Genomic DNA, 21,112 nt, shown 5'->3' with positions numbered 1-21,112 from the left:
CGGGCCTCAGGGGCAGAGCAGCTTGCGGGCGACGGGGACGACGGACTGGGCGCCGGCCCGGGCGTCCGCGCCGAGGGTCTGCATGTCCTGGGCCAGGGCGACGGGGATCTGGGAGTCCGACACGCCGGCGAGATGGGCCGCGCACGCGGCCTTGAGCCAGCCGCGGACCTGGCCGTCGGCGGCCTTGCCCAGGGCGGGAGCCTGGCGGGCCTGCGTCACGGCCTGGTCCAGGATGCCGGCCGCGACGGCCTGGTGGGGGGTGGTGGTCGCGGAGAGGGCGGCGGTCGTGGCGACCGCCGCGGCCTCCGTCGGGGCGCTCGCCCCGGGGGTCGAGGTGCCGGTCGCGCTCTGCCCGCCCGAGCAGGCGCTGAGGGCGACCATGCACAGCAGCGCCGGGGCGGCGAGCAGTCGCCTCGCCGTGGTGCGGGCGGACGTGGAGCGGTGATGCATGGGCGACCTCGCTGGAGCTGGATGACGCTGGAGCCGGTGCACGGATAGTGACCTGTCCGACCGTAGTTCCTAGCCCGATAGGGCTACCAGACCTGTTGCGTGAACATCTCGGGCGAAAGCCATGATTCCACCCGTATGCGACCTCACGCAAACTATACGTAGTTGTCTGTGACTATGCGCGGCTACTACGGAGTCACCGTGGCACCCTCCGTCACCCGAAGAGGCTGATCATGTCCCTAGCCCTCCAAGGTGGCACCCAGCCTCGCCCACAATCGCTCTACGTGTCCGGACCAGCGCGTACCGTGCGACGTTAGGCGAGCCGTCCGCTCGGTCTCCCCCGTGAGCTCGAGCTCCAACCGGTCCGGGCTCAGCAGCTCGGCGATCCCGTGCCCCCACTCGACCACGGTCACGGCTTCCGCCACGGAGGCGTCCAGGTCCAGGTCGTCGAGGTCGAGCGCCCCGGCGAGTCGGTAGGCGTCGACGTGGACCAGAGCGGGCCCCCCCACCAGGGAGGGGTGGACCCGGGCGATGACGAAGGTTGGGCTCGTGACGGGCCCCCGCACGCCCAGGCCCTCGGCCAGCCCCTGCGTCAGGGTGGTCTTGCCTGCGCCGAGGTCACCCGTCAGCAGCACCAGGTCCCCGGCGCGCAGCTCCTCCCCCAGCAGGCGCCCGAGCCGCCGGGTGTCCTCGGCGGTGGGCAGCGAGAGCGTGGTCATGACGGCTCCTCCTCGGTCACCCGGGTGCTCCCGGACGCCCGGCGTCCACGGACCACCCGCTGGGCCTGCCGGGCCAGCTCGGCCCGGGTCTGCTCGGTGGCGTGCTCCACCTGCTCACGGGCACGGCGCCGCTGCTCGCGCCGCTCGGCCTGGTGGCGCCGAGACCGGCTCGTGCGCCGGTGGGCCAGGTCCGTGACCTGCACCCGGGTGCGCTCCCCGAGCGACTCGTGCCGGACGGCCCGCTCGATCATGGCCAGGATCTGGTCGCTCACCAGCTCCGGGTGCTCCAGCATCAGCAGGTGGCCCGCGTCGCTGACCACGACGTGCTCGGCGCCCGGCAGGCTGCGCACGATCCGCTCGCTGTGGGACGGCGGGAGCATGAGGTCGCGGTCACCGTTGACCACCAGGGCCTCGATCCCGGCGAACGACGCCAGGGCCTGCCGCTCGTCGTGCTCGGACAGCGTCCGCAGGAAACCCTGCATGACCTCCACCGGTGTCGACATGATCATGTCCGAGGCATAGTGCAGCAGGCTCGGCGGCACCGGCGAGGCGAACGAGTAGCGATAGGTGACGAAGGCCTCCAGCTGCCGGGCCACCCGACGGGCCTGCTCGACGACCGTCTGCCGACCTGCCAGGGGGGCCAGGGCATAGGGCCCGACCCGTTGCGCAGCCCGGCCCAGCAGGTCGCCGAGGGCGACCCGGTCCTCCCCCTCCCCGCCGCTGCTCGTCGCCACGAAGGCCACGGCGACGCAGCGCTCGCGGACCAGCTCGGGGAACTGACGCCCGAAGCCCATCTGCGTCATACCACCCATGGAGTGGCCGACCAGCACGAAGGTGCGGCCGGGACAAGTGTCGGCGACCACGGCCTGCAGATCGCGACCGAGCACGTCGATGCGGTAGGAGTCGCGGCTGCCCGCGCCCGAACGGCCGTGCCCCCGTTGGTCCCAGCAGACGACCTCGTAGCCCGCGTCCTTGAGGCGACGACGGACGAAGATCCAGGCCTTGGTCGACAAGGTGTAGCCGTGGGACATCACCACGACCGGGCGGGCCGGGTCCGGGTCCGCGGGGCGGTCCACCTCGACGTGCAGGACCGTGCCGTCCTCGGAGACGACCACCCGCTCCTCGTCGCACAGGTGGGCATAGGTCGCCTCGACGTCGTCGACCTCGTCGGCCAGCGACCGGGACCGGGAGGTGAGGCCGGTCACCCCGGCCGCGGCGGTGCCGAGCCCGACACCGAGGCCGGTGACCAGACGGCTGAGATGGCTCAGGTCAGGGCCCATGACGGCTCCCCTCCGAGGTACCGGCGAGGGATCCGGGGGCCCACCCTGGTGATCAGCTCGTAGCTGATGGTGCCGGTCGCGTCCGCCCAGTCCTGGGCCGTGGGCGAGCCGTCCCGACCGTCTCCCAGGATCACCACCTCGTCGCCCTCGCGGGCGGGCGCGTCGGGGCCGAGGTCGACGACCAGCTGGTCCATGCACACGCGGCCGGCAACAGTATGCCGAGAACCGGCGACCTGCAGCGGTCCGACGCCGCTGCCCGCCCGGGGGATCCCGTCGGCATACCCCAGCGGGACCACCCCGACGCGGGTGTCCCGCTCGGTGACGTAGGTGTGCCCGTAGGACAGGCCCTGCCCGGCCGGCACGGTCTTGACCTGGGACAGCGGCGCCGTCCAGGTCATCGCGGGGACCAGCCCGTAGCGCGCGGGCCCGCCGAGGTGCGGGACCGGGGACAGGCCGTAGACCGCCAGGCCGGGCCGCACCAGGTCGTAGGCCAGGGAGGGATCGGTCACGGTGGCGGCGGAGTTGGCGAGGTGGCGGACCTCGAGCCGGCAGCCGGCACGCTCGGCCTCGGCGACCGCGGCGGCGAAGCGCTCCGCCTGTGCCCGGACCTCAGGGTGCTCCGGGGAGTCGGCGTGGGCGAAGTGCTGCATGACGCCCACGACCTGCACCAGGCCCGCTGCCTCGAGCTGGCGGGCGCGGGCCAGCAGCGCGGTGTAGTCCGGGCCGTGCAGGACGCCGTTGCGCCCGAGCCCGGTGTCGACCTTGAGGTGCAGCCGGGCCACGCGGTCCGCGGACCGGGCCGCCTCGGCGACCGCCTCGAGACCCCAGGGGGCGGAGACCGCCAGGTCGACGTCCTCGCGCACCGCCCGGGCCAGGTCGGCACCAGGGGCGTAGAGCCAGGCCAGCACCCGGGCGGTGATGCCTGCCCCGCGCAGCTCGAGGGCTTCGGCGAGCTGGGCGACGCCGAGCCAGGTGGCCCCGCCGCGCAGGGCCGCGAGGGCCGACGGGACCAGCCCGTGGCCGTAGCCGTCGGCCTTGACCACGGCCATGACCCCCGCGGCCCCCGCGAGCTCGCCGAGCCGACGGACGTTGGCGCTGATGGCCGCCAGGTCGATGCGCAGCTCCCCGGCGTGGTCCCGGGGCGTGCTCATCGCCGCTCCTCCGCTCGGGCGAGCAGCCGCGCGACGGTCCGCGGCAGCTGGTGGGCGATGCCGAGGGCCCGCACCGGGCCGCCGGGATTGACGTCGTGGGCCGCGACCCCGTGGACCAGGGCGGCCAGCGAGCCGGCGTCGAGCGGGTCCAGCCCGGCGGCGAGCAGGGCGCCCGCGAGCCCGGCGAGGACGTCCCCGGAGCCGGCCGTGCCCGCCCAGGCGGGGGCGTCGGCCTGGGCGCGGACCGGCAGTCCCGAGCCCGGCGGCGGCACGACGCACGACGTCCCGCCCTTCAGCAGGACGGTGCAGCGCAGCAGCCGGGCGGCCCGCCGCGCCCAGCGCACCGGCTCCGCGGCGACCTGCTCGCGGGTGAGCTCGGTGGCGTCCGGGTCGACGCGGCTGACCAGGCGGGCGAGCTCGCCCGCGTGGGGGGTGATCAGGGTGCGGGCGCCCGCGTGCTCACGGGGCCCGTCGAGCAGGTCGAGGCCGCCGGCGTCGACGACGCAGGGCAGGTCGCCGTCCAGGGCGCGGCGGGCGGCGGCGACCTGGTCCAGGCCGAGCCGGTCACCGGGCCCGGGGGCGGGGTCGAGACCCGGGCCGACCACCCACGCCTGGACGTGACCGTCGCCGTGGACCGCCTCGGGGACGAGCCGGCGCACGAGGTCGGTGGGGCCGGGGGGTCCGACGTACCGGACCATGCCGACACCGGCCTCGACCGCCGCGGTGACGCACAGGGCCGCTGCCCCGGTGTAGGTCTCGCCGCCGGCGACCACGCCGAGCACCCCGCGGGAGTACTTGTCGTCGTGGGGTCCGGGCACCGGCCAGAGCAGGGCCAGGTCGTCGTGCTCGAGGCGCTGGGCGGCGGGGGCCGCCTCGTCCAGGTCGAGCCCGACGTCGACGACGGTCAGCAGACCGCAGCGGTCGGCGGTGCCGAGCACGTGGACCGGCTTGGGGCCGCCGAAGGTCACGGTCTCGTCGGCCCAGACCCCCTCGCCCGCGGTGACCTCGCCGCGGGGGTCGGCCCCGGAGGGCACGTCGACGGCGACGACGTGGGCGTCCTCGGCGATCGTGTCCACGAGGGCGGCGACCAGGTCGGGCAGGCCCGCGCGACCGCCGATGCCGTAGACCCCGTCGAGGACGACGTCGGCCAGGCCGAGGATCTCCACGGCCGCGTCCCGACCGGGCTCGGTGGTGGCGTCGTGGACCTCCACGCCCGCCTCCCGGGCCGCGGCCAGCCCGGCCTGGTGGGTCTGCGACCCGGTGAGCACCGCCACCAGGTCGAGCGGCTCGCCGACCAGGGCGGCCAGGTGGGCCAGGGCGTGCAGCGCGTCGCCGCCGTTGTTGCCGCCGCCGACCAGGGCGACGACGAGGGGCTGGGTGTCCGGGTCGCTGGGCAGGCGCGCCGCGACCACGGCGGCCAGGCCCTGCGCGGCCCGCTGCATCAGCTCGTCGTCGGGCAGGCCCTCGGCGGCACGCTCCTCCGCGGCACGGACGTCGTCGACGGACCAGGCGTGGATCATGGTGCCTCCTGCAGGAGCGGGCGCGGCCGGGGCTCAGCCCTCGGCGACGACGAAGGCCGACGCCACCCCCGCGTCGTGCGAGAGCGACAGGTGCAGCCTAGCCACCCCGAGGGCGGTCATCCGGCTCTGCACGGTTCCGGTTACCGACCAGTACGGCTGTCCGTGCTCACCGCGGCACACCTCGGCGTCGTGCCAGGCCAGGTCCCCGGGAGCGCCCAGCGCCTTGGCGAGCGCCTCCTTGGCGGCGAACCGCGCCGCCAGCGACTCCGGGCGCAGCCCTCGCTCCCCCGCGGTGAACAGCCGACCCTCGAGCCCGGGCGTGCGCTCGAGGGTCCGGCGGAACCGGTCGACGTCGACGACGTCGACCCCGACACCGACGATGGTCACTCGACGGTGACCGACTTGGCGAGGTTGCGGGGCTGGTCCACGTCCAGGCCCTTGGCGGTCGCCAGCTCGCAGGCGAAGACCTGCAGCGGGATGATCGACAGCAGCGGCATCATCATGGTGGTCGTGCGGGGCACCTCGATGACCTCGTCGGCGAAGGGGCGGACCGCCTCGTCGCCTTCCTCGGTGATCACCAGCGTGCGGGCGCCGCGGGCCCGGATCTCCTGGATGTTGGAGACGACCTTGGCGTGCAGGTCGTACGGGCTGTCCTGTGCCGGCATGACGATGAAGACCGGCTGGCCGGGCTCGATCAGCGCGATCGGGCCGTGCTTGAGCTCGCCCGCGGCGAAGCCCTCGGCGTGGATGTAGGCGATCTCCTTGAGCTTGAGCGCACCCTCGAGCGCGATCGGGTAGCCCACGTGCCGGCCGAGGAAGAGCACCGAGCGGGTGTCGGCCATGAAGCGGGCGATCTCGCGGACCCGCCCCATCGAGGCGAGCACCGTCTCGACGTGGCGCGGGATCTCGGCGAGCTCGCGCATGACGGTCTGGGCGTCCTCTGCGTACGCCCCGCCGCGCAGCTGGGCGAGGTAGAGACCGAGCAGGTAGCACGCGGCGATCTGCGCGGTGAAGGCCTTGGTGGACGCCACGGCGATCTCCGGGCCGGCGTGGGTGTAGAGCGCCGCGTGGGACTCGCGCGGGATGGTGGCGCCGTAGGTGTTGCAGATGGAGATGGTGAGCGCCCCGAGGTCCTTGGCGTGCTTGACCGCCATGAGCGTGTCCATGGTCTCGCCCGACTGCGACATGGAGACGACCAGCGTGCGCTCGTCGACCACCGGGTCTCGGTAGCGGAACTCGTGGGCCAGCTCGACCTCGGTCTGGATCCGGGTCCAGTGCTCGATGGCGTACTTCGCGGACAGGCCGGAGTAGAACGCCGTCCCGCAGGCCACGATGATGATCTTGTCGATGGCGCCGAGCCGCTGGGGGTCGACGTTCATCTCGTCCAGGACGAGCCGGCCGTCCTCGTCGGTGCGCCCCAGCAGGGTGTCCCCGATCGCCTTGGGCTGCTCCAGGATCTCCTTCTCCATGAAGGACGAATGGCCGCCCTTCTCCGCCGCGGCGGCGTCCCAGGTGACCTCGAAGGTCTTGCCCTGCGCGGGCGTGCCGTCGAAGCCCAGCACCGTGACCTCGTCGGGGGTGATGACGACCAGCTGGTCCTGGTCGACCTCCATGGCCTGCTTGGTGTAGCCGATGAACGCGGCGACGTCGGAGCCGAGGAAGTTCTCGCCCTCGCCGAGGCCGATGACCAGGGGCGAGTTGCGGCGGGCGGCGACCACCGTGCCGGGCTCGTCGGCGTGCACCGCGAGGAGGGTGAAGGCGCCGTCGAGCTGGTTGACCACGGTCAGCATGGCCTGCTTCAGGTCGCCGTCGTAGGCCCGGGCGAGCAGCTGGGCCGCGACCTCGGTGTCGGTCTCGGAGCTGAACTCGACGCCGTCCGCGAGCAGCTGGGTCCTCAGGGCGTGGAAGTTCTCGATGATGCCGTTGTGGACGAGGGCGACCTTGCGGTCGGCGCCGCCGCGGTGGGGATGGGCGTTCTGGTCGGTCGGGCCGCCGTGGGTGGCCCAGCGGGTGTGGCCGATGGCCGTCGCACCCTGGTCCAGCGGGTTGTCCTGCAGCTCGGCGACCAGGTTGGCCAGCTTGCCGGCCTTCTTGGCCGACTGGACCCCGCCCGGGGTCACGACCGCGATGCCGGCCGAGTCGTAGCCGCGATACTCCAACCGGGCCAGGCCCTCGAGGACGACCTGCTCCGCCTTGCCGTCCACCCGGGGACCGACGTATCCAACGATTCCGCACATGGCGCACACGATAACGGCCCGCCGGTGCCGCCCCGCCCAGGGTGGCCCGGGCTCGCCGAGCGGTCGGCCGGATGCGACCGCTCGCAGGCCCGGCCGTGGCGATGCGTCACAATGTGCCGGTGTCGTCCCACGAAGGCCACGTGCCCACGCCTTACGTCGAGCTGGACCGTGCCGCCTGGGCACGCCTGCGTGACCGCCACCCGCTGTCCTTGACGGACAAGGACGTCCAGCGGATCACGGGGGCGGGCGTCAGTCTGGACCTGCGCGAGGTCGAGGAGGTCTACCTCCCGCTGTCGCGGCTGCTGTCCTTCTACGTCGACGCGACCAGCGGCCTCCACAAGGTGACCAGCGACTTCCTCATGGAGCGCACCCCGCCCGCGACGCCCTTCGTCATCGGGGTCGCCGGGTCGGTGGCGGTGGGCAAGTCGACGACCGCCCGGCTGCTGCGCGACCTGCTCCGGCGCTGGCCGTCCACCCCCAAGGTCGAGCTCGTCACCACCGACGGCTTCCTGCACCCCAACGCAGTGCTGCAGGAGCGAGGCCTGATGCACCGCAAGGGCTTCCCCGAGTCCTACGACCGCCGCGCGCTGCTGCGCTTCGTCGCCGAGGTCAAGGCCGGGGCCGCCCGGGTGGAGGCGCCGGTCTACTCCCACCTGGTCTACGACATCGTCCCGGACCAGGTCATCGTGGTCGAGCGACCGGACGTGCTGATCGTCGAGGGGCTCAACGTGCTGCAGGCCCCGCAGCCGCGCCGCGACGGCCGGGTGGGGCTGGCCGTGTCCGACTTCTTCGACTTCTCGGTCTACGTCGACGCCCGGGTGGACCACATCAAGCGGTGGTACGTCGAGCGCTTCCTGGCGCTGCGGGAGACGGCCTTCGCCGACCCGCAGTCCTACTTCCGTCGGTATGCCGGGCTGTCCGACGAGGAGGCGCGCGCGACCGCCCTGCGCATCTGGGACGAGATCAACGGCCCCAACCTCGCCGACAACGTCCTCACCACCCGCGGGCGCGCGAGCCTGGTGCTGACCAAGGGCGAGGACCACTCGGTGCGGCGGGTGCTGCTCCGCAAGCTCTGAGCGGTTCGCGTCGTCCGGCCCTGGGCGGCCTCGTGCCGGCCGGAGGGCGCGGGTGGCCCGAGTGGCTCGGACGCGTCAGCACCGGCGACGCACCGACAGCTGCACGAGGACCGGACCCGACCGACGCCGCGAGGGGGCGTCCGACCCGCACCCGGAGACGCCGTCGACGGTGCCGGACGCGCAGCTGCCGCACCCGCCGTCGGGGCACCCGCTCGCCAGCTCCCGCGCGTCCAGCCGCCCCATCCGGACCAGGTGGTCCACGGCGGCGTCCACGGAGGACCGGGGCAGGCCGGTGCTGCGGGCGACCTGGTCCAGGGACCCGGCCCCGGACTCCAACGCGACCAGCACCTGCCGCAGCGGGCCGGGGTTCGCGGACGCCGGCGTGCTCACAGGACCAGCCTGACGACCTGGAAGACGAGCACCGACAGCCCCCAGGCCGCGGCGAGCTGCATGACCACGCCGAAGACCGTCCACCGCAGACCGATCTCGCGACGCTGGGCGGCGAGCGTGGCCACGCAGGGGGTGTAGGCCAGCAGGAACACCATGAAGGCCAGCGCGGCTGCCTGCCCGTGCCCGCCGGAGGATCGCTCGACGTCCGCGCGCACCACGTCCCCGAGCCGGCCGGGGGTGTGCTCGCTCTCCGGCTCGGACACGGCATACGTCTGGGCCCACGAGGAGATCACGGCCTCCTTGGCCACGAAGCCGACGACCAGGGCCGAGGAGATCCGCCAGTCGCCGTAGCCGGCGGGGGTGAAGGCCGGAGCGACGGCCTTGGCGCCGGCGGCATACACCGAGTCCGCCGTCTCGACGTGGCCGAAGCCGCCCTTGCCGGGCATCGGCGTGGACTGCAGCAGCCAGACGGCGACCACGGTGGCCACGATGATGCCCGAGGCCGTGCGCAGGAAGCCCTTGAGCCGCACCCAGGTCTGGTCCGCCATCAGGCGGGGGTGGGGCAGCTGGTAGGGCGGCAGGTCGAGGATCAGCGGGTCCTGCCCCACGTGCCGCCACAGGGTGGCCCGCAGCGCCAGGCCGAAGGCGACGACGAGCAGGATCGAGACGAGGTACATCGCGAAGACGACGGTGCCCGCCTGCCGGGGGAAGAAGGTGGTCGCCAGCAGCACGTAGACCGTCAGCCGGGCGGAGCACGAGGTGAGCGGCACGAGCAGGGCGGTCATCAGCCGGTGCCGGGCGTTCGGCAGGGTGCGGGTCGCGGCGATGGCCGGGACGTTGCAGCCGAAGCCGACCACCAGGGGCAGGAAGGCTCGTCCGGGCAGCCCGATGGAGCGCATCAGCCGGTCCGTGACCACGGCCGCGCGCGCCATGTAGCCGGTGTCCTCCAGGAGCGACAGCAGCAGGAACATCAAGGCCATCAGCGGCACGAAGGTCAGCAGCATCCCCACGCCCGCGACCAGACCGTCGACGACCAGGCCCTCGACCGGACCGCCGGCCAGCCCCAGGAGCCCGAGCCCGGAGCGCGCGGCCTGGGTGACGGGACCCTTGAAGAAGGCGTCGAGCCCGCTCTGCAGCGGCTTGGCGACGGTGGTGGTCGTCTGGAAGACGCCCCACATCGCGACCAGGAAGACCAGCGGTCCCCACAGCGGGGAGGTCGCGACGCCGTCGAGCCGGTCGGTCCACCCGGTGCGGGCGCGCTCGTCGGCGCGGACCGCCCTCGCGAGCGCGGTCTCCACCCAGGCGAAGCGCTCGTCGGCGCGAGCCAGCTCGGCGTCGACCGGGTCGACGGGCCCGGCCGGGTCGGCGCCGTCGGGGTGCTCCGGCGGTATGCCGGAGGGCGACCCGGGGCCCGCCGCCCGCGGGGGCGGCACCGGGCGCGCCAGCGTGGTGGCGACGGCTGCGGCGAGGTCGTCGGTGCCGGTCCGGCGCCGGGGGTCGACGGCGACGACGGGCAGGTCGAGCGCCTGGCCGAGCGCGGTGGGGTCGACGGCGATCCCGCGGCGGGCGGCGACGTCGGACATCGTCAGGGCCACCACGACGCGCAGGGCGTGCTCGCGGACCTGGGCGACGAGGTAGAGGCTGCGGGCCAGGTGGGCGGCGTCCGCGGCGACGACGACCAGGTCGGGTCGCTCGGCCTGCGGCTTGTCGACCAGCAGGGCGCGGGTGAGCTCCTCGTCGGGCGAGGCCGGGTCCAGGGAGTAGGCGCCGGGCAGGTCGACCAGGTCGACCTCCGGTAGCTCCGGCACGGGGGTGCGCCAGGCGCCACGGCCGACCTCGACGGAGGTGCCGGGCCAGTTGCCGACCTGGCGGCGGGCACCGGTGAGGGTGTTGAACAGCGTGGACTTGCCGACGTTGGGCGAGCCGGCGAGTGCGACGACGGGCGACCCCGCCGCGGCAGCCGGTCCACCGGCGTCGCTGTGGCAGGAGGGGACGGTGCTGCCGGTGATGGCCTGGCTGGACGAGGCGCCAGGGGCCGCCGCGCCGACCGGGGACACGGTGCCGGCGCCGACCGGGGACACGGTGCCGGCGACGGCCTCGGACGCGGCCGTCCCGGAGGGGGCGGTCATGCGCGCTCCCCCGCGGCGGCGACGACCTGGATGCCCTGGGCGGTCCGGCGGTCCAGGGCGATGCGAGCCCCGGCGACCGCCACGACCCGGCCCCCGCCGGCCGTGCGGTGCACGACCTCCACGGTGGCGCCGGTCCGCAGCCCCAGCTCGGCGAGCCGCCGGCGCGGGGCGAGCGGCAGGTCGACCGGTCCCAGCCGCACCGGGCGGCGCTCCGGGACCGACTGCAGCGTCGTGGCGGGACTCATGTCACGAGTCTAGCCCCTGGTTAGGTAACCCTCACCGAAGGATGCCTCGCACGGTCCGCCCGACCGCAGCCGGCCCCGGCGCGCCTCAGAGCTCCAGGCCCTCGAGCAGGTCCGTGACCAGCGCCGCGATCGGGCTGCGCTCGGACCGGGTCAGCGTGACGTGGGCGAAGAGCGGGTGCCCCTTGAGCGTCTCGATGACCGCGGCGACGCCGTCGTGGCGGCCGACCCGCAGGTTGTCCCGCTGGGCGACGTCGTGGGTGAGGACCACCCGTGAGTTCTGCCCGATGCGCGAGAGCACGGTGAGCAGGACGTTGCGCTCCAGCGACTGCGCCTCGTCGACGATCACGAAGGCGTCGTGCAGGGACCGGCCGCGGATGTGGGTGAGCGGCAGCACCTCGAGCAGCCCGCGGTCGATGATCTCCTCGACCACCTCGGCGGACACGACCGCGCCGAGGGTGTCGAAGACCGCCTGCGCCCAGGGCCCCATCTTGTCGTTCTCGGTGCCGGGCAGGTATCCGAGCTCCTGCCCGCCGACGGCATACAACGGGCGGAACACGATCACCTTGCGGTGCTGGCGCCGCTCCATCACCGCCTCCAGGCCGGCGCACAGCGCCAGGGCGGACTTGCCGGTGCCGGCGCTGCCGCCGAGCGAGACGATCCCGACGTCGGGGTCCAGGAGCAGGTCCAGCGCGATCCGCTGCTCGGCGGAGCGGCCGTGCAGCCCGAAGGCGTCACGGTCGCCGCGCACGTGCCGCACCGCGCCGTCCGCGCCGACCCGGCCCAGTCCGCTGCCGCGCGGGGAGGACAGCAGCAGCCCGGTGTGCACCGGGAGCTCCTCGGCCTCGGGCACCTCGATCCGGCCGCTCTCGTAGAGCCCGTCGAGCTGCTCGGCGGTGAGGGCGAGCTCGGCGATGCCGGTCCAGCCGGAGTCGACCTTCCACTCGTGGCGGTACTCCTCGGCGTCCAGACCCACCGCGGCCGCCTTGACCCGCATCGGCAGGTCCTTGCTCACCACGGTGACCGCACGGCCCTCGTCGGCGAGGCTCTTGGCGACCGACAGGATGCGGGTGTCGTTGTCGCCCAGGCGGAAGCCGTCCGGCAGGACCAGCGGGTCGGAGTGGTTGAGCTCCACCCGCAGGGTGCCGCCGGAGTCACCGACGGGGACCTCGTCGTCCAGCCGGCCCTCCTTGACGCGCAGGTCGTCCAGGAGCCGCAGCGCCTGGCGGGCGAAGTAGCCGAGCTCGGGGTGGTGACGCTTGGCCTCGAGCTCGGTCACCACCACGACCGGGAGCACCACCTCGTGCTCCGCGAACCGCGTCATCGCCTTGGGATCGGACAGCAGCACGGACGTGTCGACGACATAGGTCCGGCGCTGCCGAGAGCTGCTGTGATCCACGATGCCTCCTCCTCCCGGCGCCCGTGCGCCGGGTTGCCCTCACGCTAGGGCGGGGCAGGCAGGTGCGCCCGGTCAGGACGACGGGGTGTCCTGGCATTCAGCAGATGTTCACCGACCAGGCCCTGGAGGACACCCGCCCCTCCCCGTGCCCGGGCGCGTCCGACAGCCGCGGGCCGAGCCACGGACGCCCCCGCGCGCGGCCCGGTGGCGTCACGACCCGAAGCGACGCTCGCGGTCGGCGTAGGACCGCAACGCGCGCAGGAAGTCGACGCGGCGGAAGTCCGGCCAGTAGGCCTCGCAGAAGTAGAACTCGCTGTGGATCGACTGCCACAGCAGGAAGCCCCCGATCCGCTGCTCCCCGCTCGTGCGGATCACCAGGTCGGGGTCGGGCTGCCCCTTGGTGTAGAGGTGGTCGGCGATCTGGTCCACGTCCAGGGACTCGACGATCTCGTCCAGGGAGCGTCCCCGGGCCGCCTCGGCGCGCAGCAGGTCCTTGACCGCGTCCGCGATCTCGCGCCGCCCGCCGTACCCGACGGCGATGTTGCACACGAGCCCCTCGAGGTCGGCCGTGGCCGCCTCGGCCGCCCGCAGCCGCGCCGCCGTCTCCGGGGGCAGCAGGTCCAGCGCCCCCACCAGCCGGATCCGCCAGCGCTGCTGCTCGGCCAGCGACGCCACCGCCGACTCGATGATCCCCAGCAGCGGGGCCAGCTCGGCCTCCGGGCGGGTGAGGTTGTCGGTGGACAGCAGCCACAGCGTGACGAACTCGATGCCCACCTCGTCGCACCAGGTGAGCAGGTGCTCGATGCGGTCGGCGCCGGCCTGGTGCCCCTCGGCCGTGCCCGCGCCCTTGGCCCGGGCCCACCGACGGTTGCCGTCGAGCATCACCCCGACGTGCCGCGGCAGGCGCTCGGCCGGCAGCTGCCCGAGCAGCCGGCGCTCGTAGGCCGAGTAGAGGGGATTGGCGCTGGTGCGCACGGCTAGGCCCTCCGGCCGCAGGTGCCGGGCGTGCCGGCCGGGCCGCCCCCGGGCCCGTCGTCGGGCCCGTCGTGGGACCGGTCGCCCGCCGACCGCGCGGCCTCCCGCTCCTGCTGCTCCTGCGCCTCGGCGTAGCGCACGGTCCGCAGGTGCCTGGTCATGCTGCGACCGAGGAACCACACCGCCAGGGCCAGCGCGAAGATTACCACGAACGCCGCGAAGCCCGGCCCGATCTGGTTGTAGATGTCGTTGGTGCTGCCACCGGGGTTCATGGTCGCTCCTGCTCGTCGTCGTCGGCGTCGTCCGGGCGGGCGCCGGCGGCGTGGGCATCGTCGACGGGTCGCCCGTCGTAGGCCAGCACGAGGTCGGGGCGGCGGGCCATCGCGTCGGCCTCCGCGAGCGTACCGAGCCCCGCGAACAGGTCGTCCTCGCCCTCCTCGATCGGGACGTACGACACACCGCACTCGTAGTCGTCGTACGGCCAGACCCGGGCCTGGACCTCCAGGGGAACGGCGAAGAAGAAGCCGTCCGGGTCGATCTGGGTGGCGTGGGCGAGCAGGGCGGCGTCGCGCACCGGGAACCACTCGTCGCACCGCACCCTGGTCGTCACGGTGCGGACCGGCCGGTCCTCGTAGCGGGCGAGCCAGTCGGCGTAGGGGCTCGGCAGCCCGTCGGCCAGCATCGCCTCGTGCAGCGCGAGGACCCGCGCCTGGGAGAAGGTCTGGTTGTAGTAGACCTTGAGCGGCTGCCAGGGCTCCCCCGCGTGCGGGTAACGGTCGGGGTCGCCCGCCGCCTCCCACGCGGCCATCGTGACGGTGTGCGTCATCACGTGGTCCGGGTGGGGATAGCCGCCGTTCTCGTCGTACGTCGTCAGCACGTGCGGCCGGAACTCGCGGATCACCCGCACCAGGGCCTCGGTCGGGCACTCCAGCGGCTCCAGGGCGAAGCAGCCGTGCGGCAGCGGCGGCAGCGGATCGCCCTCGGGCAGACCGGAGTCCACGAAGCCCAGCCACACCTGCCGGACGTCCAGGATCTCCCGGGCCCGGGCCATCTCCTGGCGCCGCACCTCGGCCAGGTCGCGCAGCACGTGGGCGTCGTTCTTGAGCCTGGGGTTGAGCACGTCCCCGCGCTCGCCGCCCGTGCAGGTCACCACCATGACCTCGTGACCCTCGGCGCGGTAGCGAGCCATGGCTGCCGCACCCTTGCTCGACTCGTCGTCGGGGTGCGCGTGCACGCACATGAGGCGCAGCGGGCCGCGGGCGGTGTCGGTCACGAGGGGTCCTTCCGGGCGGACTACGGTGGTGGCGGGCACCATTGTGCCCCTCGCAGACGACCCGGCAGACGGCAAGGAGTCCGACGTGTCCGACCTCGGCACCACGGGAGACCGCCCGCCGGACACCGGCCAGAGCGCGTACGACGAGGAGCTGAGCCAGCCCACGGTGCCACGTCTCGGACCCCGCCGGTGGTGGCTGGTCGCCGCGCTGCTGCTCGTGCCGCTCACCGCGCTGCTCGTGTGGATCGGGGTCCAGAACGCCACCGGCGTCATCACCCCGAGGGTGCTGGGCTACCAGGTCGTCGACGACCGCACGGTCTCCGTGACCTTCGACGTCGACCGCCCTGACGGGTGGACCGTCTCCTGCGAGGTCCAGGCCCTCGACGCGTCCTTCGGCCGGGTCGGGACGCTGCAGGTCACCCTCCCCCCCGACGGACGCGCCGTCACCCGCAGGCAGGTGACCGTCCGCACCACCTCCCGCGCCGTCACCGGCACGATCAAGAGGTGCACCCGCGCGTGACCCGCCCCGGAGCCGGGGGTGAACGCTGCGTCACTTCGGCACTGGGTCCGACCTTCGGACGGGTCCAGTTGGTACCATCGAGGCTTCATGTGCCGGGTCGCCGCAGAGCGCGCCCCGGCTCCTTCGTTGAACGAGAGCTTTCGGGGCCGCCGCCGCGACCCCGAAGACCAGGAGACCACCGTGACCGAGACCACCGCTCCGCAGAGCTTCCTGACCCAGGAGGCCTACGACCGCCTCAAGGGCGAGCTCGAGCAGCTGTCCGGCCCCGGCCGCACCGAGATCGCCAAGCGCATCGAGGCCGCCCGCGACGAGGGCGACCTCAAGGAGAACGGCGGCTACCACGCGGCCAAGGAGGAGCAGGGCAAGATGGAGGCCCGCATCCGCCAGCTGACCCAGCTCCTGCAGACCGCCAAGGTGGGTGAGGCACCCAAGGACGACGGGATCGTCGAGCCGGGCATGGTCGTGACCGTCGATCTCTTCGGCGACGACCTGACCTTCCTGCTCGGGTCGCGCGAGATGGCCGGCGACGAGGACCTCGAGGTCTACTCCGAGAAGTCCCCGCTCGGCGCCGCGATCAACGGCAAGAAGCGCGGCGACGCGGCGTCCTACGAGGCGCCCAACGGCAAGACCATCGAGGTCACCATCAAGGAGGCCAAGCCCTACCCAGCCTGACCTGACCTGACCTCACCGATGACGGGCCCGGCTGCAGCGAGCAGCCGGGCCCGGTGTCGTCCGCCGGCACGGAACGGCGCGTCGATCAGGGGCGCCACAGGAGGCGGTCGGCCACCCGGCCCGCTGCCTCGCGATCCACCTCGGCGAGCAGCCCGACGGCGCACAGCAGGTAGTCCCGGTCCACGGCCACCCGCGCCCGGTCCGGCACCCGCCAGCCGCCCGCCCAGTCCGAGGTCACGGCGCCCAGCACGTCGGCGGCCACGCTGCGACCGCCCGCCCGCACTCCCCCGCTCAGCAGGTCGCCGTGCCGCAGCACCCCGCCGGACCCGAGCACCAGGCTGACGTCGCCGGTCGGGCGGTCGGGGCGGGCGTGGCGGCGGACGGCGATCACCGCGGCGAGCCGGGCCAGCGTCGCGTCGTGCTCGTGCTCGCCCGGGTCCTGGGGCAGGTGCCCGGTGTCCGCGCCCACCCGCTCGGCATACGCCTCGAGCTCGGGGGTGACCGGCAGCCCCTCGGCGCCGGCCGCCTCGACCACGGTGGGGGCGTTCCACCGCATGCCGAGGTCGCCCTCGACGGTCCGCATCGCCCACATCGTCGCCACCACGTGCCGACGCAGCGTGGCGTCCTCGCCCTGCGGCTCGATCACGGAGTAGACGTCGGTGGTCGCTCCCCCCACGTCCACCACCAGCACGTCCCCGCCGTGCCGGGCGGCCAGGACCTCGACCCCGGCGAGCACGGCGTCGGGGGTGGCCGCCCGCACCAGGTGCGCGAAGGTCCGGCCCCGGGACAGGCCCTTGCCCCCGATGACGTGCTCCAGGAAGACCTCACGGATCGCGCGCCGGGCACCCGCGGGCTCGATCACGCCGATGCGGGGCAGGACGTTGTCGGTCACGACGTACCGCCTCCCGGTCGAGGCGAGCACCTCGGCGACCTGGTCGCGCACCTCGACGTTGCCCGCGACCACGACCGGGTTCTTGACGCGCATCCGGGCCAGGCGGGTGGCGTTGTGCAGCAGCACGTCCGCGTTGCCGCCGTCGGTCCCGCCGACCAGGAGCACCACGTCGGGGCGGGCGGCCCGCAGCTCGCGCACGTCCAGGCCGGACAGCTCGCCCGCGGCGACGTGCACCACCTTGGCGCCGGCGCTCAGGCCCACCCGGTGCCCGGCCTCCGCCGTCACCCGCCGCTCGTATCCCACGACCGCCAGCCGCAGCCCGCCGCCCGCGCTGGAGCTGACGAGGACCTCGTCCACGACGCGCGGGTCGCCGTCCGTGGTGATCGGTAGGGCGGCGATCAGCTGCCGCAGCGTGCGATAGCCGTCGAGCACGTCGGTCTGCACGGTGGTGGGGGTCTCGGCTCGCGCGACGAGGGCGCCCGTCGCGGTGTCGACGAGCACCCCCTTGGTGAACGTCGAGCCCACGTCCACGCAGAGGATCTGTGCCATGGCGGACAGGCTATCCAGCCGTGCGGACAGGCCGAGCCCGGGCCGGGCGTCTCGGTGGTATGCCGAGATCCACGACGCCCCGGCACCCGTGGGACACTCGACGCCATGATCTTCGGACGCCCCGAGCCCGTGATGGTGACCGCCGACCAGGCCCTGCCGGGTCGTCCGGACCCGATGCCGGGGCTCGCCGCCCGGCATACCGTCCTGGACGCGCCGCTGACCGGCCCCTGGACGACCTCGTCGGGGCACCCGGCCGAGGTCATCCACCTGGCGGGCGGATGCTTCTGGGGGCTGGAGCGGATCCTGTGGCAGGTGCCCGGCGTGGTCGGCACGGCGGTGGGCTACATGGGCGGGTTCACCCCCCACCCGACCTACGAGGAGACGTGCACGGGGCGGACCGGGCACACCGAGACGGTGCTGGTGGCCTACGACCCCGCCGTGGTCGGGGCGGACCGGCTCGTCGCAACGCTGCTGGAGAACCACGACCCGACGACCGCCGACCGCCAGGGCAACGACGTCGGCACGCAGTACCGCTCGGCGATCTACTGGACCACCGACCTGCAGGGCGCCCAGGCGCGGGCGGCGTGCGAGGCCTTCGACCGGCTGCTCACCTCCCGCGGGCACGGGCACGTCACCACCGAGCTGCGGCCGGCCGCCGAGGCGGGTCCCTTCTACTTCGCCGAGGACTACCACCAGCAGTACCTCCACAAGAACCCCGGTGGTTACTGCAACCACGGGCCCAACGGCTACTCCTGCCCGGTCGGTCTGGTGTCGGCCGCCGACCTGCCGGCCCAGACCGACGTAGCACCGCCGGCGCGGACGGACGTGGCGCAGACCGACGTGCGACCGCCGCGATGAGCCTGCTCGACACCCTGGAATGGCGGGACGCCACGGCCGACGACGAGGAGCTGCTGGAGGTCGCCACCTGGGTGTGCGCGAGCTGGTCGCGGGTGCGCCACACCCGCGAGGAGATCCGCGAGATCCCCGAGCTGGCGCACCTGTTCGTCGGCTTCGGGCGACGGCGCGGTGACGTCGGGGTGGTCGCCCAGGACGACCACGAGACGGTCGCCGTGGCCTGGACGCGGAGGTTCTCGAGCACCGAGCCCGGCTCCGGGTATGCGGCGGACGACATCCCCGAGCTGAGCGTCTGCGTCTTCGAGCCGCACCGCCGGCAGGGGGTGGGCCGTGAGCTGCTGCGCCGCCTGCTCGACCGGCTGAGGGCCGAGAGCGCCCAGGGCGTGAGCCTGTCCGTGGAGGACGGCAACGGCGCGGCAGAGCTGTTCGCGCAGCTGGGCTTCCGTGCCGTGGGACGCTGCGGCGAGGCCGACACCATGCTCCTCGACCTGCGGTGACGGTCGGACCCGCCGCAGGGGGCGGGTCAGGACGGCCATCGCGGGGCGGATCGGCGCCGGCACAGGGCGGCGTCCGCGTGGCCGGCCGCGACCACGATCAGGTTCACCAGGGCGCGGGGGTCGGCCCGGACCTGGCCCGGCTCCCGGGCATCAAGGGCGGGGCATCCGGTGGGCGCCTGCCGCGACCTTGTCCAGGCCAGGAGCGAACGTCGGCCCCGTGAGCTGCTCGCGCTTCTGGCCCGACCGTCGCACTGCGACGCTGCGCGGTGGGGACAGCAGCGTCATGTCGACAGGGGTGCCCCTCAGACCGTTACAGCGGCCGCGGCCTCGGTCTGACGTTCAGGACCGGCGTGTGGTGGACCGGTCGATCAAGGGCATGACCATGGCCGTCAGGCACCCCATGAAGAGCGCGAAGACCACGGATTCGCCCAGCGTGTACTCGTGCCAGCCGGTCAGGTGGACGATGAGCCGGTACAGGAGCGACCCGAGGAAGAAGGCTGCGAACGTTTCAGCCGCGGTGGCCCAGGGGTTGCGGCCGGTGTCCGGGGCGTCTCCCGTGGAGTTCATCTGTGCACCGTAGTGCTGGTGGCTAGCTTCGGCGACGCTGAAGGCACCCCGGATACGCCCACTCATGCTGCGCTGAGGACCTTACCCTCCGGCTAGCTGTACTGACCGGACACGTTGATCGAGTGGTAAGCGGCTCGCCTGGCTAGGGTCGGTACGCGGAGGAGCTGCAGTACGAGATTCACGACTTCAAGGCAGAGATGGCCTATCTCGACGAGCTGGCCAAGAGGGCGGAAAGTCTGCCGATCCGCGAGGCAGTCGCCGAACGCTAAGCCGACGCTGGCAAGGCCTACCGCGCAGAAGCAGCGCGCATGGGGCTGGACTATGCCGCGCTGAGCAGGGCCAAGGTCAAGCTCACCGACGAGATCCCCAAGATCCAGCGCCTCGTGGACCGCCACGACAAGGACACCGCTCGTATCGTTGTTGCCGAGTGGCGCAGACTTTTCGGCTACCAGCACGGCAAGATCTGCTCGGTGGCCCTAGGGACCGATCAGACTTTCCTCGCGAAGGTCCCCGGCGGTCAGACCGTTCACCTCGTGGCGTCAGACAGTTCCATCAGTCTGGCGACCGGCCTGTCCGCACTGGTCTTCATGGAGGCCTTCGGCCTTTACATCGATCGTTGCGAGAACCCCGCTGGATGAGCGAGGCGCCAACCTTGAGGCCGGTGGCAGATTGCAGCAGGCGGTGTGAGGACGTGTGAAGTTGTAGTGCCTGAGCCACGGTCCGAGCGCGTCGCGGCGTTCTTGCTCGCTGCGGTAGCAGCGGGCGTAGGCCCACCCATCGGCCATGGTGCGATGGAACCTCTCGACCTTGCCGTTGGTCTGCGGTCGGTACGGGCGGGTTCGCTTCGGGGTGATGGACAGCGCCTCGCAGGTGTCGCGCCACAGGTGCGACCGGTACGCGCCGCCGTTGTCCGACAGGACACGTTCGATGGTGACGCCCCGGTCGGCGAACCACTCCACGGCGCGGTGGAGGACGGCGACGGCGGTGATGGCGGTCTCGTCATCGTGGACCTCGGTGTACGCCACGCGGGAGTAGTCGTCGATGACGGTGTGGACGAATGCGTACCCGAGCTTCGGGCCGCCGTACTGGTTGCGTGGCTTTCCTGGGGTAGCGGCTCGGTTCTTCTCGCCCTGACGGCGGCCGACGTAGCGCCAGCCGCCGCCGTCGGGGATGTTCCCGAGCTTCTTCACGTCCACGTGCACCAGGGAGCCAGGGTGGGGATGCTCGTACCGGCGGATCGGCTCACCGGTGGCACGGTCCACGTACGACAGCCGGTTGAGCCGCGCGGTCGTGAGGATGCGATGCACCGTGGATGGAGCGATGCCGAGCCGTGCGGCGAGTTGAACCGGCCCTTCCCGCAACCGCATTCGCAGGCTCACGCACCGCTTCGTCACCGTCCTCGACGTCCTGGCTGGCGAGGTCTTCGGGCGCGACGACCGATCCAGCATGGACTCGCCGGCGGCGTACCGGTCGACCCACCGCTTCACCGTGGGCCAGGAAACCTGGGAGCAGGCGGCGACCTCGCTGATCGAATAACCGTCATCGACGACGAGACGGGCGACCTTCACGCGGTGGCGTGGGGTAAGAGCTGCGTTGGCGTGTGTCATTTCGGCTCCGGGTGTCTGTGAAGGTCGCCCTGTTAGTTGCTCCCGCTCAGGCGAAGGACGTGGGAACTCGGCGGGCTAGCTGGTGCTCAGTGAGGCGGTCAGCGAAGCTGGCCGT

23 protein-coding genes are annotated in these 21,112 nt (G+C 73.2%); 6 read left to right on the top strand and 17 right to left on the bottom strand.

All coding sequences use genetic code 11. The features are described from left to right. Positions 1–6: 6 nt before the first annotated feature. The 7 genes from ACK2IS_RS04580 to glmS form a co-directional block, all read right to left on the bottom strand. Positions 7–450 carry a hypothetical protein gene (locus ACK2IS_RS04580; protein ID WP_409484969.1) on the bottom strand — a complete coding sequence of 148 codons (444 nt, stop codon included), beginning with the start codon at positions 448–450 and terminating at the stop codon, positions 7–9. 236 nt (positions 451–686) lie between these two features. Further along, complete coding sequence (tsaE, locus tag ACK2IS_RS04575) at positions 687–1,166, bottom strand: tRNA (adenosine(37)-N6)-threonylcarbamoyltransferase complex ATPase subunit type 1 TsaE (protein ID WP_409484968.1); 480 nt, start codon at positions 1,164–1,166, stop codon at positions 687–689. Beyond that, a complete protein-coding gene (locus ACK2IS_RS04570; protein WP_409484967.1) occupies positions 1,163–2,446 on the bottom strand; it encodes an alpha/beta fold hydrolase in 1,284 nt (427 codons plus the stop codon). Before ACK2IS_RS04570 ends, tsaE begins: the two co-directional genes overlap by 4 nt. After that, positions 2,431–3,597, bottom strand: a complete 1,167-nt coding sequence (gene alr, locus ACK2IS_RS04565) for an alanine racemase (RefSeq protein WP_409484966.1) — start codon at positions 3,595–3,597, stop codon at positions 2,431–2,433. The genes ACK2IS_RS04570 and alr overlap by 16 nt, the downstream gene beginning before the upstream one ends. Beyond that, on the bottom strand, positions 3,594–5,117 hold the full coding sequence (locus ACK2IS_RS04560; protein ID WP_409484965.1) for a bifunctional ADP-dependent NAD(P)H-hydrate dehydratase/NAD(P)H-hydrate epimerase: 1,524 nt from the start codon (positions 5,115–5,117) through the stop codon (positions 3,594–3,596). Before ACK2IS_RS04560 ends, alr begins: the two co-directional genes overlap by 4 nt. A gap of 33 nt (positions 5,118–5,150) precedes the next feature. Beyond that, on the bottom strand, positions 5,151–5,504 hold the full coding sequence (locus ACK2IS_RS04555) for a holo-ACP synthase (RefSeq protein ID WP_409484964.1): 354 nt from the start codon (positions 5,502–5,504) through the stop codon (positions 5,151–5,153). Next, on the bottom strand, positions 5,501–7,354 hold the full coding sequence (gene glmS / locus ACK2IS_RS04550) for a glutamine--fructose-6-phosphate transaminase (isomerizing) (protein WP_409484963.1): 1,854 nt from the start codon (positions 7,352–7,354) through the stop codon (positions 5,501–5,503). The genes ACK2IS_RS04555 and glmS overlap by 4 nt, the downstream gene beginning before the upstream one ends. Positions 7,355–7,455: 101 nt before the next feature. Between glmS and coaA the strand changes: the two genes are divergently transcribed. Next, entirely contained in the window at positions 7,456–8,430 is a 975-nt protein-coding gene (coaA, locus tag ACK2IS_RS04545; RefSeq protein WP_409485632.1) for a type I pantothenate kinase, read from the top strand. Between the two features lie 75 nt (positions 8,431–8,505). Here coaA and ACK2IS_RS04540 read toward each other — a convergent pair whose 3' ends face one another. From ACK2IS_RS04540 to mca, 7 genes are all read right to left on the bottom strand, one after another. Beyond that, positions 8,506–8,820 carry a FeoC-like transcriptional regulator gene (locus tag ACK2IS_RS04540; protein WP_409484962.1) on the bottom strand — a complete coding sequence of 105 codons (315 nt, stop codon included), beginning with the start codon at positions 8,818–8,820 and terminating at the stop codon, positions 8,506–8,508. Then, positions 8,817–10,949, bottom strand: coding sequence for a ferrous iron transport protein B (feoB, locus tag ACK2IS_RS04535; RefSeq protein ID WP_409484961.1), 2,133 nt, complete (start codon positions 10,947–10,949; stop codon positions 8,817–8,819). Before feoB ends, ACK2IS_RS04540 begins: the two co-directional genes overlap by 4 nt. Further along, positions 10,946–11,194, bottom strand: a complete 249-nt coding sequence (locus ACK2IS_RS04530) for a ferrous iron transport protein A (protein ID WP_409484960.1) — start codon at positions 11,192–11,194, stop codon at positions 10,946–10,948. Before ACK2IS_RS04530 ends, feoB begins: the two co-directional genes overlap by 4 nt. Positions 11,195–11,279: 85 nt before the next feature. Continuing rightward, the gene (locus ACK2IS_RS04525; RefSeq protein WP_409485631.1) at positions 11,280–12,515 is read right to left on the bottom strand and encodes a PhoH family protein; all 1,236 of its coding nucleotides are present in this window, start codon (positions 12,513–12,515) and stop codon (positions 11,280–11,282) included. A gap of 285 nt (positions 12,516–12,800) precedes the next feature. Beyond that, the gene (locus ACK2IS_RS04520) at positions 12,801–13,565 is read right to left on the bottom strand and encodes an isoprenyl transferase (RefSeq protein WP_409484959.1); all 765 of its coding nucleotides are present in this window, start codon (positions 13,563–13,565) and stop codon (positions 12,801–12,803) included. A 2-nt stretch (positions 13,566–13,567) separates the two neighbouring features. Further along, on the bottom strand, positions 13,568–13,837 hold the full coding sequence (locus ACK2IS_RS04515; RefSeq protein WP_409484958.1) for a hypothetical protein: 270 nt from the start codon (positions 13,835–13,837) through the stop codon (positions 13,568–13,570). Further along, positions 13,834–14,805: a mycothiol conjugate amidase Mca gene (gene mca, locus ACK2IS_RS04510; protein ID WP_409485630.1), complete on the bottom strand. Its 972-nt coding sequence runs from the start codon at positions 14,803–14,805 to the stop codon at positions 13,834–13,836. The genes ACK2IS_RS04515 and mca overlap by 4 nt, the downstream gene beginning before the upstream one ends. A 118-nt stretch (positions 14,806–14,923) precedes the next feature. Between mca and ACK2IS_RS04505 the strand changes: the two genes are divergently transcribed. Both ACK2IS_RS04505 and greA read left to right on the top strand, forming a co-directional pair. Beyond that, positions 14,924–15,358, top strand: coding sequence for a DUF4307 domain-containing protein (locus ACK2IS_RS04505; RefSeq protein WP_409484957.1), 435 nt, complete (start codon positions 14,924–14,926; stop codon positions 15,356–15,358). 180 nt (positions 15,359–15,538) lie between these two features. Next, positions 15,539–16,030 carry a transcription elongation factor GreA gene (gene greA, locus ACK2IS_RS04500; protein ID WP_409484956.1) on the top strand — a complete coding sequence of 164 codons (492 nt, stop codon included), beginning with the start codon at positions 15,539–15,541 and terminating at the stop codon, positions 16,028–16,030. Positions 16,031–16,115: 85 nt separating this feature from the next. On the opposite strand, the gene ACK2IS_RS04495 is transcribed toward greA, so the two are convergent. Beyond that, entirely contained in the window at positions 16,116–17,471 is a 1,356-nt protein-coding gene (locus ACK2IS_RS04495) for a glutamate mutase L (RefSeq protein ID WP_409484955.1), read from the bottom strand. Between the two features lie 105 nt (positions 17,472–17,576). Between ACK2IS_RS04495 and msrA the strand changes: the two genes are divergently transcribed. Both msrA and ACK2IS_RS04485 read left to right on the top strand, forming a co-directional pair. Next, a complete protein-coding gene (gene msrA, locus ACK2IS_RS04490; protein WP_409484954.1) occupies positions 17,577–18,329 on the top strand; it encodes a peptide-methionine (S)-S-oxide reductase MsrA in 753 nt (250 codons plus the stop codon). Beyond that, positions 18,326–18,823, top strand: a complete 498-nt coding sequence (locus tag ACK2IS_RS04485) for an N-acetyltransferase family protein (protein ID WP_409484953.1) — start codon at positions 18,326–18,328, stop codon at positions 18,821–18,823. The genes msrA and ACK2IS_RS04485 overlap by 4 nt, the downstream gene beginning before the upstream one ends. A 339-nt stretch (positions 18,824–19,162) precedes the next feature. Here ACK2IS_RS04485 and ACK2IS_RS04480 read toward each other — a convergent pair whose 3' ends face one another. After that, positions 19,163–19,390, bottom strand: a complete 228-nt coding sequence (locus tag ACK2IS_RS04480; RefSeq protein ID WP_409484952.1) for a hypothetical protein — start codon at positions 19,388–19,390, stop codon at positions 19,163–19,165. 308 nt (positions 19,391–19,698) lie between these two features. Here ACK2IS_RS04480 and ACK2IS_RS04475 point away from each other — a divergent pair, with 308 nt between their 5' ends. Continuing rightward, a complete protein-coding gene (locus tag ACK2IS_RS04475; protein WP_409484951.1) occupies positions 19,699–20,028 on the top strand; it encodes a hypothetical protein in 330 nt (109 codons plus the stop codon). Here the strand turns inward: ACK2IS_RS04475 and ACK2IS_RS04470 are convergent. Further along, a complete protein-coding gene (locus tag ACK2IS_RS04470) occupies positions 19,930–20,997 on the bottom strand; it encodes an IS481 family transposase (RefSeq protein WP_409484950.1) in 1,068 nt (355 codons plus the stop codon). The two genes, ACK2IS_RS04475 and ACK2IS_RS04470, sit on opposite strands and share 99 nt — an antisense overlap. Between the last annotated feature and the right edge of the window lie 115 nt (positions 20,998–21,112).

It is taken from the genome of Arsenicicoccus dermatophilus, assembly GCF_046267915.1.
Classification (GTDB): domain Bacteria; phylum Actinomycetota; class Actinomycetes; order Actinomycetales; family Dermatophilaceae; genus Arsenicicoccus; species Arsenicicoccus dermatophilus_A.
Note: the sequence above shows the minus strand (reverse complement) of the source record. Positions and strands in the feature narration are given on the sequence as shown.

Excerpts from the sequence above, each read along its gene's own strand:
- ACK2IS_RS04580 (WP_409484969.1), bottom strand. The coding sequence starts at position 450 with ATGCATCACCGCTCCACGTCCGCCCGCACCACGGCGAGGCGACTGCTC.
- tsaE (WP_409484968.1), bottom strand. The coding sequence starts at position 1,166 with ATGACCACGCTCTCGCTGCCCACCGCCGAGGACACCCGGCGGCTCGGG.
- ACK2IS_RS04570 (WP_409484967.1), bottom strand. The coding sequence starts at position 2,446 with ATGGGCCCTGACCTGAGCCATCTCAGCCGTCTGGTCACCGGCCTCGGT.
- alr (WP_409484966.1), bottom strand. The coding sequence starts at position 3,597 with ATGAGCACGCCCCGGGACCACGCCGGGGAGCTGCGCATCGACCTGGCG.
- ACK2IS_RS04560 (WP_409484965.1), bottom strand. The coding sequence starts at position 5,117 with ATGATCCACGCCTGGTCCGTCGACGACGTCCGTGCCGCGGAGGAGCGT.
- glmS (WP_409484963.1), bottom strand. The coding sequence starts at position 7,354 with ATGTGCGGAATCGTTGGATACGTCGGTCCCCGGGTGGACGGCAAGGCG.
- coaA (WP_409485632.1), top strand. The coding sequence starts at position 7,456 with ATGCGTCACAATGTGCCGGTGTCGTCCCACGAAGGCCACGTGCCCACG.
- feoB (WP_409484961.1), bottom strand. The coding sequence starts at position 10,949 with ATGACCGCCCCCTCCGGGACGGCCGCGTCCGAGGCCGTCGCCGGCACC.
- ACK2IS_RS04530 (WP_409484960.1), bottom strand. The coding sequence starts at position 11,194 with ATGAGTCCCGCCACGACGCTGCAGTCGGTCCCGGAGCGCCGCCCGGTG.
- ACK2IS_RS04525 (WP_409485631.1), bottom strand. The coding sequence starts at position 12,515 with ATGACGCGGTTCGCGGAGCACGAGGTGGTGCTCCCGGTCGTGGTGGTG.
- ACK2IS_RS04515 (WP_409484958.1), bottom strand. The coding sequence starts at position 13,837 with ATGAACCCCGGTGGCAGCACCAACGACATCTACAACCAGATCGGGCCG.
- mca (WP_409485630.1), bottom strand. The coding sequence starts at position 14,805 with ATGTGCGTGCACGCGCACCCCGACGACGAGTCGAGCAAGGGTGCGGCA.
- ACK2IS_RS04495 (WP_409484955.1), bottom strand. The coding sequence starts at position 17,471 with ATGGCACAGATCCTCTGCGTGGACGTGGGCTCGACGTTCACCAAGGGG.
- msrA (WP_409484954.1), top strand. The coding sequence starts at position 17,577 with ATGATCTTCGGACGCCCCGAGCCCGTGATGGTGACCGCCGACCAGGCC.
- ACK2IS_RS04485 (WP_409484953.1), top strand. The coding sequence starts at position 18,326 with ATGAGCCTGCTCGACACCCTGGAATGGCGGGACGCCACGGCCGACGAC.
- ACK2IS_RS04480 (WP_409484952.1), bottom strand. The coding sequence starts at position 19,390 with ATGAACTCCACGGGAGACGCCCCGGACACCGGCCGCAACCCCTGGGCC.
- ACK2IS_RS04475 (WP_409484951.1), top strand. The coding sequence starts at position 19,699 with ATGGGGCTGGACTATGCCGCGCTGAGCAGGGCCAAGGTCAAGCTCACC.
- ACK2IS_RS04470 (WP_409484950.1), bottom strand. The coding sequence starts at position 20,997 with ATGACACACGCCAACGCAGCTCTTACCCCACGCCACCGCGTGAAGGTC.